This is a genomic window from Kitasatospora saccharophila (assembly GCF_039529925.1).
Classification (GTDB): domain Bacteria; phylum Actinomycetota; class Actinomycetes; order Streptomycetales; family Streptomycetaceae; genus Kitasatospora; species Kitasatospora saccharophila.
In genome coordinates this window covers 1-13583 of sequence record NZ_BAAANS010000063.1, presented here as the reverse complement: position 1 = coordinate 13583, position 13583 = coordinate 1, and the positions used below count along the sequence as shown (strand labels likewise).

General features: G+C 73.6%; 10 protein-coding genes and 1 CRISPR repeat array. Of the genes, 8 read left to right on the top strand and 2 right to left on the bottom strand.

Features of this window, described 5'->3' with window-relative positions; genetic code table 11:
- Positions 1-27 precede the first annotated feature (27 nt).
- A complete protein-coding gene (locus ABD345_RS32795; RefSeq protein WP_344557527.1) occupies positions 28-1116 on the bottom strand; it encodes a sugar kinase in 1089 nt (362 codons plus the stop codon).
- A 247-nt stretch (positions 1117-1363) separates the two neighbouring features.
- Here ABD345_RS32795 and ABD345_RS32790 point away from each other — a divergent pair, with 247 nt between their 5' ends.
- From ABD345_RS32790 to ABD345_RS32780, 3 genes are all read left to right on the top strand, one after another.
- Complete coding sequence (locus tag ABD345_RS32790; RefSeq protein ID WP_344557526.1) at positions 1364-2740, top strand: type III PLP-dependent enzyme domain-containing protein; 1377 nt, start codon at positions 1364-1366, stop codon at positions 2738-2740.
- Positions 2740-4353: an N-acyl-D-amino-acid deacylase family protein gene (locus tag ABD345_RS32785; protein WP_344557525.1), complete on the top strand. Its 1614-nt coding sequence runs from the start codon at positions 2740-2742 to the stop codon at positions 4351-4353. The genes ABD345_RS32790 and ABD345_RS32785 overlap by 1 nt, the downstream gene beginning before the upstream one ends.
- 91 nt (positions 4354-4444) lie before the next feature.
- Positions 4445-5074, top strand: coding sequence for a bifunctional 4-hydroxy-2-oxoglutarate aldolase/2-dehydro-3-deoxy-phosphogluconate aldolase (locus ABD345_RS32780; protein ID WP_344557523.1), 630 nt, complete (start codon positions 4445-4447; stop codon positions 5072-5074).
- Between the two features lie 123 nt (positions 5075-5197).
- On the opposite strand, the gene ABD345_RS32775 is transcribed toward ABD345_RS32780, so the two are convergent.
- A complete protein-coding gene (locus tag ABD345_RS32775; RefSeq protein WP_344557521.1) occupies positions 5198-5791 on the bottom strand; it encodes a peroxiredoxin-like family protein in 594 nt (197 codons plus the stop codon).
- Between the two features lie 76 nt (positions 5792-5867).
- Here ABD345_RS32775 and ABD345_RS32770 point away from each other — a divergent pair, with 76 nt between their 5' ends.
- The 5 genes from ABD345_RS32770 (at position 5868) to istB (ending at position 13432) form a co-directional block, all read left to right on the top strand.
- Positions 5868-6509 carry a TetR/AcrR family transcriptional regulator gene (locus ABD345_RS32770; protein ID WP_344557517.1) on the top strand — a complete coding sequence of 214 codons (642 nt, stop codon included), beginning with the start codon at positions 5868-5870 and terminating at the stop codon, positions 6507-6509.
- A gap of 311 nt (positions 6510-6820) precedes the next feature.
- Positions 6821-7063, top strand: a complete 243-nt coding sequence (locus ABD345_RS32765; protein WP_344557515.1) for a hypothetical protein — start codon at positions 6821-6823, stop codon at positions 7061-7063.
- A gap of 348 nt (positions 7064-7411) precedes the next feature.
- Positions 7412-9641: direct repeats of the CRISPR family, unit length 29 nt; unit sequence GGGACCATCCCCGCGGGCGCGGGGAGCAG.
- 479 nt (positions 9642-10120) lie between these two features.
- Positions 10121-10690: a Uma2 family endonuclease gene (locus ABD345_RS32760; RefSeq protein WP_344557513.1), complete on the top strand. Its 570-nt coding sequence runs from the start codon at positions 10121-10123 to the stop codon at positions 10688-10690.
- Between the two features lie 229 nt (positions 10691-10919).
- The gene (gene istA, locus ABD345_RS32755; protein ID WP_380275533.1) at positions 10920-12590 is read left to right on the top strand and encodes an IS21 family transposase; all 1671 of its coding nucleotides are present in this window, start codon (positions 10920-10922) and stop codon (positions 12588-12590) included.
- Positions 12591-12685: 95 nt separating this feature from the next.
- On the top strand, positions 12686-13432 hold the full coding sequence (gene istB / locus ABD345_RS32750) for an IS21-like element helper ATPase IstB (protein ID WP_425556915.1): 747 nt from the start codon (positions 12686-12688) through the stop codon (positions 13430-13432).
- Positions 13433-13583 lie beyond the last annotated feature (151 nt).

Sequence of the window (13583 nt, the reverse complement as noted above, 5' to 3'; positions counted from 1 at the left end):
GGTCTTCGAGGGTGCCGGGAGGGGGTCTCAGGGGGCGTGGACGGGGGCGTGGACGGTCGCGGGCAGGGCGGGGGAGTCGAAGCCGGACGCGGAGACCCGGGTCGCCGCCCAGGCGTCCTCGTCGGCGGCCAGCAGCGCGGCCACCGTCGCCGCGTCCGGCAGTGCGCCGTGGTCGGCGCGGGCGGTCAGCGCGCCCGCCGCCGCCAGGTGGCCCAGCCGCAGCCGGGAGCGCTGGTCCAGGCCGCGCAGGGTGCCCGCCAGGTAGCCGGCCGCGAACGCGTCGCCCGCGCCGGTGGGCTCCACCACCTCGACCCGCAGCGCCGGTTCGGTGACCGTCGCGCCGTCCCGGTCGACCGTGCTGACCAGGTGCCCGGAGTCCTTGACCACCAGGGTGGCCGGGGACGGGAAGAGCCGGCGCAGCGCCCGCGGGTCGCCGGTGCCGAACGCCTCCTCGGCCTCGTCCGCGCCCAGCAGCAGCACGTCCGCGGCGTCCAGCAGCTCCGGCAGCACCGCCGGGTCGCGCCGCCGCCACAGCGCCGGGCGCCAGTTCAGGTCGAAGGAGACCAGCCGGCCCGGGCGGCGGCGGGCCAGCAGGGCGCGCACCAGGGCCAGGCAGTCGTCGGACAGCGCGGGCGTGATGCCGGTCAGGTGCAGCAGCGGCGCGGCGTCCAGCAGGGCGGCGGCGGCCGGGTCGTCCAGCAGGGCGGGGGAGAGCGCGGAGGCGGCCGAGCCGGTGCGGTAGTAGTGCAGGCGGGAGCGGCCCGGGCCCAGGTCGTGCGGCAGGGCGGAGCCGCCGGTCTCCTTCAGGTACACCCCGGTCGGGCGGTGCGGGTCCACGGCGACGGCCGACACGTCCACCCCCGCCGCGGCCAGGTCGCCGGTCAGGCGGCGGCCGAAGCCGTCCGCGCCGACCCGGCTGATCCACGCGGTGGGCACGCCCAGCGCCGCCAGCGCCGCCGCCACGTTGGACTCGGCGCCCCCCACCGAGGGGTGGAACGCGCCGACGGCCTCGAACGGCCCCGGCCGGTCGGGCAGCAGCACCGCCATCGACTCGCCCAGGCACACGGCCCGGGCGGCGGCCGCATGGTCCTGGCCCGCCCCGTCCTGATCCGCCATCAAACCCGCTCCCTCACCCTCGGGCCCGTGCCCCGCTCCCGCCGCCGACGGCCCGCGCGGCCCGGTGCTCGGCGGTGAGCCCGGTGCTGCGTGCCTGGTGGGAGGGGTGGACGGGCCGCGTCGCGGTCCGTTGACCGCCGTCCGGCGTGAATGCTAGAACCGTATCACCAACATGCGCAATACAGGTTGCGCATGTTGCAACTTCCCAGCTCGCGAGTGGGCCGGGGTTTGCTACGGAGGCAGCGCGATGAGCGGAACGGCAGGAACGGCAGGAACTGCGGCGGCGGACGGGGTGGCGGCGGACGGGGTGGCGGGCGCTGGCCCGCGGTACTTCGCCGACCCCGTCGACGGCCCCGGCATCGACACCGCCGCCGTCGCCGCCCTCGCCGACGAACGGCTCGACTTCCGGTTCAAGGCCGTCCCCGCCGCCGCCCACGGCCGCAGCGTCCGCGACTGGCTCGCCACCCGCCCCGCCCTCGACGGCCTCGGCACCCCCCTGCTCACCCTCGACGCCGCCGCCCTCGACCACAACCTGCGCACCATGGCCGCCTGGTGCCGCGCCGCCGGCGTCCGGCTCGCCCCGCACGGCAAGACCACCATGGCCCCCGCCCTCTGGCAGGCCCAACTCGCCGCCGGCGCCCACGCGATCACCCTCGCCAACCTCCCCCAGCTGCGGGTCGCCCGCGCCTTCGGCGTCCAGCGCCTGCTGCTCGCCAACACCCTGCTCGACCCCGCCGGACTCGCCTGGATCGCCGCCGAACTCGACCGCGACCCCGGCTTCGCCTTCGCCTCCTGGGTCGACTCCGCCGACAGCGTCCGGCAGATGGACGCCGCGCTGCGCGCCGCCGGAGCCCGCCGCCCCGTCGAGGTCCTGGTCGAACTCGGCGGCCCCGGCGGCCGCACCGGCGCCCGCGGCGTCCCCGCCGCCCTGGAGGTCGCCGCCGCCGTCCTCGCCGCCCCCACCCTGCGCCTGGCGGGCGTCGGCGGCTACGAGGGCGCCCTCGCCCACGACGCCTCCGACCCCGCGCTCGCCGCCGTCCGCGGCTACCTCGCCGACCTCGCCGACCTGCACCGCCGCCTCGCCACCGACTACCCCACCGGCACCCCCGTGGTCACCGCCGGCGGCAGCGCCTACTTCGACACCGTCGCCGAGGAACTCACCCCCCTCGCCCGGCAGGTCCCCGGCACCACCGTCATCGTCCGGGCCGGCGCCTACCTCGCCCACGACGACGGCTTCTACCGCGGCATCTCCCCGCTCTCCCGCACCGCCGACGCCACCCCGCTGCGCTCCGCCATGCACGGCTGGGCCCGGGTCGTCTCCCACCCCGAACCCCGACTCGCCCTGCTCGACGCCGGGAAGCGCGACCTCCCGTTCGACGAGGGCCTGCCCGAACCCCAACTCGTCCGCGGCGCCGGCCCGCTGACCGGCGCCACCGTCACCGCCCTCAACGACCAGCACGCCTTCCTGCGCGACGCCGGACCCGCCGCCCCCGTCGGCGCCGTCCTGCGCCTCGGCCTCTCCCACCCGTGCACCGCCTTCGACAAGTGGAGCCTCATCCCCGTCCTCGACCACGCCGACGCCGAGAACCCCCGCGTCGTCGACCTGATCCGGACGTACTTCTGATGGCCGACCTGTTGCTGCGCGGCGCCACCGTCATCGACGGCACCGGCGCCGACCGCCGCCACGCCGACGTCACCGTCACCGACGGCCGGATCGACGGGATCGGCCGCGGACTGACGGCCCGCCGGGTCATCGACGCCGACGGACTCGTCCTCGCCCCCGGCTTCATCGACATGCACGCCCACTCCGACCTGCGGCTGCTCCTCGAACCCGACCACCCCTCCCGGATCACCCAGGGCGTCACCCTCGAAGTCCTCGGCCAGGACGGCCTCTCCTACGCCCCCGTCGACGACACCACCCTCGCCGCGCTGCGCCGCCAACTCGCCGGCTGGAACGGCGACCCCGCCGACGAGGAGTTCGACTGGAACTGGCGCACCGTCGCCCAGTACCTCGACCGCCTCGACACCGGCGCCGCCGTCAACACCTGCTACCTCGTCCCGCACGGCTCGGTCCGGATGCTCACCACGGGCTGGGACAACCGTCCCCCCACCGGAGCCGAACTCGACCGGATGAAGCGGCTGTTGGACGAGGCACTGACCGACGGCGCGGTCGGCATGTCCACCGGGCTCACCTACACCCCCGGCATGTACGCCGACACCGCCGAACTCGTCGAACTGTGCACCGTCGTCGCCGCCCGCGGCGGCTTCCACGCCCCGCACCAACGCTCCTACGGCGCGGGCGCGTTGGAGGGCTACGCGGAGATGGTGGAGATCTCCCGGCGCTCCGGCTGCCCGCTGCACCTCACCCACGCCACCATGAACTTCGGCGTCAACGAGGGCCGCGCCGGACAGTTCCTCGCCCTGGTCGACGCCGCCCTCGCCGACGGCATCGACATCACCCTCGACAGCTACCCCTACCTGCCCGGATCCACCACCCTGGCCGCCCTGCTGCCCAGTTGGTCCACCGAGGGCGGCCCCGCGGCCACCCTCGCCCGGCTCGCCGACCCCGCCGCCCGCGACCGCATCCGCGCCGACGTCGAGGAGCACGGCAGCGACGGCTGCCACGGCGTCGTCACCGACTGGGACACCATCCAGATCTCCGGCGTCCGCGACGGCGCGCTGTCCGCCGCCGTCGGCAGGAAGGTCTCCGAGCTCGCCGCCGAACAGGGCCGCACCGGCACCGAGGTCTTCTTCGAGCTGCTGCTCGCCGACCAGTTGGGCACCACCATCCTCCAGCACGTCGGCCACGAGGAGAACGTCCGCGCCATCATGCGCCACCCCGTGCACACCGTCGGCAGCGACGGACTGCTGGTCGGTGCCCGCCCGCACCCCCGCGCCTGGGGCACCTTCCCCCGCTACCTTGCCCGCTACGTCCGCGAGTTGGGCGTCCTCACGCTCGAACAGGCCGTCGCCCGGATGACCGGACGGCCCGCCCGCCGCCTCGGCCTCGACCGGCGCGGCCTGATCCGCCCAGGCCACCACGCCGACCTGGTCCTGTTCGACCCGGACACCGTCCGCGACACCGCCACCTTCGACCACCCCCGGCAGGCCGCCGACGGCATCCGGCACGTCCTGGTCAACGGCGTCCCCGCCCTCACCGACGGCAAGCCCACCGGCGACCCGGCCGGGCGGGCGCTGCGCCGCGGCGCCGACCACAAGGTCCGGGCCGTCGACTGACGGTCCGTCAACTTCGCTGCGGGACAACGCCGTTCCGCCGCACCGATTCGAAGACCCCCCGTACACCGTGTGTGAAGAGGAGCTGCCCAGAATGGGAACGGAAACGACGGACCTGCGCGCGGCACTGGCCCGGCAGCCGGTGATCGCCGTGGTGCGGGCCCCCGTGATCCCCGACGCGGTCGCACTCTGCGAAGCGCTCGCCGAAGGCGGCATCGCCTGGACCGAACTCACCTTCACCACCCCCGACGTGACCCGCCACCTCGCCCGCGCCGCCGGAGCCGGCTGCCGGATCGGCGTCGGCACCGTGCTCACCGCCGACCAGGCCCGGGCCGGGATCGCCGCCGGCGCCGGCTTCCTGGTCACCCCCGGACTGCGCCCCGCCGTCGCCGACGTCGCCCGCCAGGCCGGGATCCCGGTCGTGATGGGCGCGTTGACCCCCAGCGAGGTGGCCGACGCGGTCGACCTCGGCGCCGCCGCGGTCAAGGTCTTCCCCGCCAAGGCGTTCGGCCCCGGCTACTTCAAGGACCTGCGCGGCCCCTACCCCGACGTCCCGCTGGTCGCCTCCGGCGGCGTCAACGCGGGCAACGCCAGGGCCTTCCTCGACCACGGCGCGCTCGCCGTCTGCGCGGGCACCGACGTCGTCCCGCCGCAGGCCGTCGCGGACGGCGACTGGGCCGACATCACCCGCCGCGCCAAGGAGTTCGTCGCCTCGCTGGGCTGAGCCCGGCACCGCGTGCCCGCACCGCCGCCCGCTCCTGCCGCCGCCCGCCCCTGCCGCCGCCGCGGCACGGGCCGGTGAGCGGTGCGCCGCCGGTTTCGTTCCCGGGTGGGCGCGGGGCGGTTCTCACGGCAGGCGGGCCGGGTCCGTCCGTCCGGCGGGCCGGTGCCCGGCGGCCAGGGCGAGGACCTGGTCGACGGACCAGTGGTCGGCCGCGTGGGTGCCGTAGTGCGCGGCGACGACCCGCCCGTCCGCGGTCAGCAGGAAGTCGGCGGGCAGGCCCAGCCGGCCGCCGAGCGGACGGGACGCGGGCGGGCGCTCGCGGCCGCGCAGGACCAGCGGAACGCTCCGGGCCAGCCCGCGGAGCACGGACGGCCAGGCCCGCGGGTCGAGCAGGGCCCGGGCACCGCGCTCCACCCCGTACGCCCGGTACAGCTGCTGCTCCGGGTCGGCCAGCAGCGGGAACGGCAACCCGTCGGCGTACGGGCGCAGTTCGCCGGCGGGCGAGTGGAAGGCCGCCAGCTCCCGCACCCCGGCCGCGCGCAGCTCCGGGTGCCGGACGGCGAAGCCGCGCAGGTGCAGGTTGCAGATCGGGCAGCCCGCGAAGCGGCGGAACTGCAGGTGCGTCAGGCCGTCCGCGGGCACCGGCGGCAGCGGGCGGCCGGCGGCGTCGTCGGCGGGGAGGGCGGGGGCGGTGGTGCCGGTCCGGAGTCGGGACACGGTGGCTCCTCGGTGGCGCCTCGTAGGTGTATGCCGTACGCCAAAACTGTAGGCGTATGGCGTACGCTGTCAACCCGTGCCCCGCCCACGCTCACTGACCACCCACCAGATCGCCGCCGCCGCGCTCACCGTGATCGACCGCGACGGCCTGCCCGCCCTCTCCATGCGCACCGTCGCCGCCGAACTCGACCGCCGCACCATGGCCCTCTACCGCTACGTCGAGGACCGCGAGGAACTGGAGTGCCTGGTCGTCGACCTCGCCCTCGGCCCCGTCCTCGACCGCGCCGCCGGCAGTTCCGCCGACGGCTCCGACGACCCGCCCGCGCCGCGGGCCCGGCTGCTCGCCCTGCTGGAATCGATGCGCGAAGCCGTCGGCGCCCACCCCGGCGTCCTACCGCTGGCCGTCCGGCACCACGGCGGCTGCCTGCCCGTGCTGCGCTGGCGCGAACGGCTGCTGGAAACCCTCGCCGAAGCCGGACTCGACGGACCGCGCCGGGCGGCCGCCCTGCACGCACTGGTGTCGTACGTGACCGGGGCACTCGAACTCGAACACCGGGCGCCCGCCACCACCGCCACCCCCGGCCCGGCCGTCCCCGAGACCTTCCCGCTGCTCGCCGCGGCCCTCACCACCCGCGCCGCCACCGACCCGGCCCGCGCCTTCGGCGACGGCGCACGCACCGTCCTCGACGGCCTGGCCCTGGAGCCGGGCCCCGACTGAGCCGGGTCCGGGACACGATCTGCTGGACCAGAGCCCACTGCGAGGGAGGAACCCGCCAATCGATCACCACCAGATAAGCGCGCCAAGGGTTGTTCCTGCGGGTGCAAAGGTGGTGGGGGCGGAGGGCGGCTGATTTCTGCGGGTGCGGAAAGTGCATCTTGCGGAGCGAGTGGCCTCGCAGCAGACGAGAGCGGGAGCGCCGCCATGAGTCAGCCCGAGCACGACGGGGTCGAGCTGATCCCCCGGCCCGAACAGAACCCGGCCGCGCTCAAAGCCGCCCTGGCCGTCGTTGCGGGGACCGCCTCCCCGAGATGATCGACGGACAGACGAAGGCCATGGCCGAGGCCATCACCAGCGGTGACACCCGACCCATCCAGGCATTCGTCGCACACCGGGCCGCCGTGGTGGAGATCGAACGGCACCCGGCCACCGCCCGCGCCCACCACCGGGCGAACCACCTCGCCAACCACGCCGGCACCGTCCAGGAGCGCAGCGAGCACGCCATCGCCGTCGCCGAGATCTACCGCGCCGCCTACACGACGGTGAACGGATGACCCGGAGCTGGGAGCACCTGCCCAGCAAGCAGCACGTCACCGCCGGAGCGCCGGCCGACTTCCTCGCCGCTGTCGAGCAGAGGGCCGCCGAGCTCGTCCGTGCCGCCCAAGCCCTCCACCCGGACGGGACCGCCTACCAGGGCAGCGGCGAGCCGGTGCACTACCTCGACCTCGCAGGCGTCCTCCCCGCCCACTACGCAGTCCCACACCTGGAACTCGTCGTCCTCTGCCAGATCACACCACCAGCGCTCCGACCACACACCCACCCCTCCGGTAAACCAGAATCGGGAGCCACCCCCACCCAGGCGGGGAGCAGTGCGGTTCGGCGTACTCCGGTGACTTGCCGTAGGGACCATCCCCGCGGGCGCGGGGAACAGCAGAGCGGCCCTGTGGCCCACGCTGTCGGCTCGGGGCCATCCCCGCGGGCGCGGGGAGCAGGGTGCCGGCCGCAAGCCTCTCGCCGCGAAGCAGGGACCATCCCCGCGGGCGCGGGGAGCAGCGACCAGGAGGAGGAGCCATGCAGCTGCCCGACGGACCATCCCCGCGGGCGCGGGGAGCAGCCAACCCTCCTCGATCAGTACGCGCAACGCCTGGGACCATCCCCGCGGGCGCGGGGAGCAGAAGCCGACCAAGTCGTACACCTGGAAGTCGAAGGGACCATCCCCGCGGGCGCGGGGAGCAGTGGTGCGTGCCACCCGGCCCTCCTGGTGAGCTGGGACCATCCCCGCGGGCGCGGGGAGCAGCAGGGCCTGCTGGTCGCGGGCGCCGCCGGGACGGGACCATCCCCGCGGGCGCGGGGAGCAGTCGTAGCCGTTCTGCACGAGGGTCAGCACGCCGGGACCATCCCCGCGGGCGCGGGGAGCAGATCGGAACTCGCACCGAGCGATGCTGCGGTGGAGGGACCATCCCCGCGGGCGCGGGGAGCAGGGTCACCTGGGACGGCGAGTGCGCGACGGAGGGGGACCATCTCCGCGGGCGCGGGGAGCAGATCGCGCTCAAGCCCGCACTCAGCGACCTCAAGGGACCATCCCCGCGGGCGCGGGGAGCAGCCGGGAGGCGGCGGCGGCGATCGCCGAGTCGTGGGACCATCCCCGCGGGCGCGGGGAGCAGCAGGCGCTGCCGGCCGCGGCGATGAGCGCGGTGGGACCATCCCCGCGGGCGCGGGGAGCAGCCATGGGCCTGCTCCAGGTGTCCAAGTACGTCGGGACCATCCCCGCGGGCGCGGGGAGCAGTGTCCAGGAGTCCGGACGAATTCCGTGAATTGAGGACCATCCCCGCGGGCGCGGGGAGCAGTCGCCGGAGTCGACATGGCCGCCGGGCAGCGCGGGACCATCCCCGCGGGCGCGGGGAGCAGGGCCTGGTCGATCGAGTCGATCGCGTGCCGGAGGGACCATCCCCGCGGGCGCGGGGAGCAGGCCGCTTCACCTGCGCGGCCTGCCAACCGGCCAGGGGACCATCCCCGCGGGCGCGGGGAGCAGTCGTCGCCGATGGAGGCCCTGCGGTCGATCCTGGGACCATCCCCGCGGGCGCGGGGAGCAGCGCCATCAGGCAGCCTCCAAGTACAAGTCGACGGGACCATCCCCGCGGGCGCGGGGAGCAGACCGTCTGCACCCGCCACGACTTCGCGCCGTCGGGACCATCCCCGCGGGCGCGGGGAGCAGCCTTGGTGTCCGCAAGACGGGGTGCAACCGTGGGGACCATCCCCGCGGGCGCGGGGAGCAGCGCCCGCGTCAGCGGCTGCTCCACCGGCGCCCTGGGACCATCCCCGCGGGCGCGGGGAGCAGTGATTCGACGTCGGGGAGCTCGTGTTCGCCGAGGGACCATCCCCGCGGGCGCGGGGAGCAGGGCACCGTCCCCGACCCCGAGCAGCGCGGCCGGGGACCATCCCCGCGGGCGCGGGGAGCAGCTCCCCGGGCGCGGTTGTGACGCTGATCAGCTGGGACCATCCCCGCGGGCGCGGGGAGCAGGTGTACTCGGCGAGGGCGAGCTCGCGGGTCCAGGGACCATCCCCGCGGGCGCGGGGAGCAGCGTGTGCCGTTGCGGCACGTCGGCGCCGGCCCGGGACCATCCCCGCGGGCGCGGGGAGCAGGTGGTGTTCTCCACGGTGGTGGAGCCCACGGAGGGACCATCCCCGCGGGCGCGGGGAGCAGCCGTGGCCTGTCCCGCGCTGAGCAGGACAGGGTGGGACCATCCCCGCGGGCGCGGGGAGCAGCCCGGCACATGACGTTCGGCGGCGGTCGGGTCGGGACCATCCCCGCGGGCGCGGGGAGCAGGACTTCCTGCTGGGAACCTCCCCCTCGCTCGGGGGACCATCCCCGCGGGCGCGGGGAGCAGCGGCCGCCGCGCTCGACCCGTACGTGCGGATCGGGACCATCCCCGCGGGCGCGGAGAGCAGGCCGGGGCCGGGGCCGGGGCGGGGGCGGGGGTGGGACCATCCCCGCGGGCGCGGGGAGCAGCGACTGCGGCACCTCATGGCCAAGGAGTCGGGGGGACCATCCCCGCGGGCGCGGGGAGCAGGGTCTGGGCGTCCATCGGGGTCTCCTTCAGAGGGGACCATCCCCGCGGGCGCGGGGAGCAGTCTTGTTGACCTGCGGTGTTATGTGCGGGTGGGCCGGGAATCTGCAAGCTTCAGGGATTCGGACATTAGCGACATCGAGTTGCTTCCTTTCCTGGGGCGGGGGGCTGGTAGTCCTTCGGGACGTGGGTGGGGCGGGGATTGGTGGTCGCCTGGTTCTGTGTCAGGAGGCCGGCGTTCGGCATGGCGGCGGTCGGTCGTTGTCGGTGGTGCTTGTGGAGGTGTCAAGGAGCGCGGTGGTGCGGGCGCATGCTTTCACGGCCCTCCGACACCAGCTGCCAGCTCCCCCGCAGGCGCGGGGAGCGGACGACGGCACCTCCCGCAAGGGGCCATCTCCGCGCGGGCTGGGAGCAGACGTTCTCGGCGCGGTTGCGTGCGGCGAGTCCGGGGCCATCCCCGTGCGAGTGCGGGGGTAGGTGGGAGTGCGGGTGGGTTGTAGAGCGTGGAGTGTTGGCCTGGGTTTGGGGTGGGAGGATGGCGGTATGGCTGAGTTCCGTGTTCCTGAACGCCACGCGCAGTTGTTGGAGTTCGCGCAGAGCCTGACACCTCCTGCTGGCTGGAAGGTCGAGGTGTCGGGTGATGAGATCATCATGATGGCTGGGCCGTCGGTGATCCATCAGCGGAACCTGCTCATCGTGCGGGAGCAGTTCGACGCTCACCGGCCGGCGGGGCTGATGCCCAGCGAGAACACGGATCTGGCCTCGCCGAACGTCGGCAAGCTCCGCAACCCGGACCTCACCTACATCCCAATGTCAGTGGTGGAGCTTGGCGGGAACGAGGTTTCGGCGGACCTCGCCGAGATCGCCGTGGAGATCGTCTCCGTGTCGAACCCTGAGAACGACCTGGTCGGCAAAGTCCGCGACTACCCGCTGATGGGCATCCCCCTCTACTTGATGGTCGATCCGCGTGAAGGCACGGTCGTCCTGTTCTCCGAGCCATCAAACGGGTCGTACCGTCAGCAGTGGACCGGCAAGTTCGGTGACACCGTCCCGATCCCGCCGCCCTTCGACTTCGGCCTCACCACAACGAACCTGATCCGCTATACCACCTGAACCTGCAGAGGCCATCCCCGCGGGCGCGGGGAGCAGCAGGGTGTTTTTACCGGGGTGAAGTAGAGCCACGGATTCGGTCTGTTGGGGAGCCAGCGGTTCTTCGGTGAGTTTGGGAGCCAGTCGGTGTGATGGTGTGGAACATGCCGCTTTCGGAGTAATCGCGGTGGCTTGGGCTATTCGGCCGTCACGCTGTGCCTGTTGATCACGGTCCAGGTCAGGGAGACCGCTGGTGCACAGGTCACGGGAGTGGCTGTTCGAGAGGATCCGCCGGGCTCACCGCGAGCAGGGGCTGTCGGGGCGGGAGCTCGCGGTGCGGTTCAAGGTGTCGCGGAACACGGTGAAGAAGGCGTTGGAGTCGCCGGTGCCGCCGAAACGTAAGGCGCCGCCGCCGCGCAAGAGCGTGCTGGAGCCGGTGAAGGGCTTCATCGACGCGATGCTGCGCGAGGACCTGGACGCGCCGGCGAAGCAGAAGCACACGATCCCGCGGATCATGGAGCGTCTGGCCGCGGAGCACGACTTCGAACTGGGTCGGCAGACCACGGTGTGGGAGTACGTAAGGAAGCGGCGCCCCGAGATCAAGGCGGAGGCCCTGGAGGGGCGCCGGCACCTGGAGGGGATGGTGCCGCAGGCGAAGCGGCCGGGCGAGGAGGCGGAGGTCGACTTCGCGGACTTCTGGCTGGACCTGGCCGGGCAGCGGCGCAAGTGCGTGCTGTTCACGCTGCGGCTGTCCTACTCGGGCAAGGCGATCCACCGGGTATACGCCACCGCCTCGCAGGAGGCGTTCCTGGAAGGGCACGTGGAGGCGTTCACGGTGCTGGGCGGGGTGCCGTCGGCGCACATCCGCTACGACAACTTGAAGCCGGCGGTCAAGCAGGTGCTGTTCGGCCGCTCCCGGCTGGAATCGGCCAGGTGGGCGTCGTTCAAGTCCTGGTACCAGTTCTCGGCGTTCTACTGCGCGCCGGGTGAGGACGGTGCCCACGAGAAGGGCGGGGTGGAGCACGAGGGCGGGCGGTTCCGCCGCAAGCACCTGGTCCCGCCGCCGCAGGTGGAGTCGCTGGCGGAGCTGAACGAGCGCCTGGCCGCGATCGATATCGCCGAGGACGCCCGGCACATCCACGGTCGGCCGACCTCGATCGGGTTCGACTTCGAGGCCGAGCGCGAGCGGCTGCGGCCGCTGCCCGCGGACGACTACGACTGCGGGATCGACCTGACGCCGGTGGTTGCGCGCAACTCCCGGATCACGGTGCGGCAGTGCTACTACTCGGTGCCGGCGAAGTTCATCGGCGCGAAGGTCCGCGTCAAGCTGCGGGCGAACGAGTTGTGGGTGTTCGACGGGCGCAAGGTCGTCGCACGCCACCCGCGCCTGACGCGCCGTTACACCTACCACGACTTCCTGGACCACTACCTGGAGATCCTGCTGGTCAAGCCGGGCGCGTTCGCGGGAGCCTCGGCGCTCGCGCAGGCCCGCGCGGAGGGCGGCTTCACCAAGGTCCATGAGGCGTTCTGGGCGGCGGCGAAGAAGAAGGCCGGCGACCGCGAGGGCACCCGAATGCTGATCGAGGTGCTGCTGCTGCACCGCCAGCTGCCCGCCGAGGCGCTGGTTGCGGCGATGGAGACCTGTCTGCGGATCGGGTCGGTCTCCACCGACCTGGTCGCCATCGAGGCCCGCAAGGCGATGGAGGGCACCGACGCCGACGACGCCGAGCTGCTGGCCGACGTCGAAGCGGAGACCGAGGACGGCCCGGCGGCCACGGACGGCGGGGCCCGTGTGATCTCCCTGCACGCGCGCCGCCTGCCGCCCGACCCGCGCCAGGGCTTGCCCGACATGAGCAAGTACGACCGGCTGCTGAGCCCGCTCGCCAGCCGCGACAGCCAGACCCAGAAAGGCCACGGCGCATGAACCCGACCATCACCGTCACCGACCAGGACGACGAGCCGGACACCGGCGGCAAGGTCCCCGGCCGCCGGCTGTCACTGCCCGGGGATCCGGAGGACATGCTCATCGACGAGGCATGCCGCGAGCTTCGCCTTCCCGCGTTCCGCGAGCGGTTCATCGACCTGGCCGCCAGCGCCCGGCGCGACCAGGCCACCTACAAGCAGTTCCTGCTGGACATGCTGCAGGCCGAGCTCACCGACCGCGACCTCCGCCGCCAGCAGCGCCTGCTGCGGCTGGCCCGCTTCCCGCTACCCAAGCGGCTGGAGGACTTCGACTTCTCGAAGAACCCGAACGTCACCCCCGAGGTCGTCGCGGACCTGAAGTCCCCGACCTGGGTTCGCGAGGGCCGGCCGCTGGTGCTGATCGGCGACTCCGGCACCGGCAAGTCCCACCTGCTGATCGGCATCGGCACCGCGATCGCCGAGACCGGCCTGTCGGTCCGCTACACCACCACCTCGGCGCTGGTGAACGAGCTCGCCGAGGCCGACGCGAACCGCCGCCTGTCCTCGGTGATCGCCCGCTACAGCAAGATCGATCTTCTGTGCCTGGACGAGTTCGGCTACCTCAACCTGGACCGCAAGGGCGCCAAGCTGCTGTTCCAGATCTTCACCGAGCGCGAGGAGCGCAAGGCCACTGCGGTCGCCACGAACTCGCCGTTCACCGAGTGGGACAAGACCTTCGGCGATGCCCGCCTCTGCGCGGCCATCGCTGACCGGATCACCTTCCGCTGCACGCTGATCCAGACCGGCACCGAGTCCTACCGCTACCAGGCCACTCAGGAATCCCTCTTCACCGCTCAGAGCTGACAACCCGCCAGGCAGCGCGAAGGACTGACTCCCACCGATGGCTGGCTCTGAGCATAAGAAGCGGTTCTGGCTCAGCTTTCGATTGCGCCGTGAGGCGCCGTTGGTTCAGTGCTGGAGAGCGCAGTCATCCGCTGTCAGGTGCAGGTGCCGA

Excerpts from the sequence above, each read along its gene's own strand:
- ABD345_RS32795 (WP_344557527.1), bottom strand. The coding sequence starts at position 1,116 with ATGGCGGATCAGGACGGGGCGGGCCAGGACCATGCGGCCGCCGCCCGG.
- ABD345_RS32790 (WP_344557526.1), top strand. The coding sequence starts at position 1,364 with ATGAGCGGAACGGCAGGAACGGCAGGAACTGCGGCGGCGGACGGGGTG.
- ABD345_RS32785 (WP_344557525.1), top strand. The coding sequence starts at position 2,740 with ATGGCCGACCTGTTGCTGCGCGGCGCCACCGTCATCGACGGCACCGGC.
- ABD345_RS32780 (WP_344557523.1), top strand. The coding sequence starts at position 4,445 with ATGGGAACGGAAACGACGGACCTGCGCGCGGCACTGGCCCGGCAGCCG.
- ABD345_RS32765 (WP_344557515.1), top strand. The coding sequence starts at position 6,821 with ATGATCGACGGACAGACGAAGGCCATGGCCGAGGCCATCACCAGCGGT.
- ABD345_RS32760 (WP_344557513.1), top strand. The coding sequence starts at position 10,121 with ATGGCTGAGTTCCGTGTTCCTGAACGCCACGCGCAGTTGTTGGAGTTC.
- istB (WP_425556915.1), top strand. The coding sequence starts at position 12,686 with ATGCTCATCGACGAGGCATGCCGCGAGCTTCGCCTTCCCGCGTTCCGC.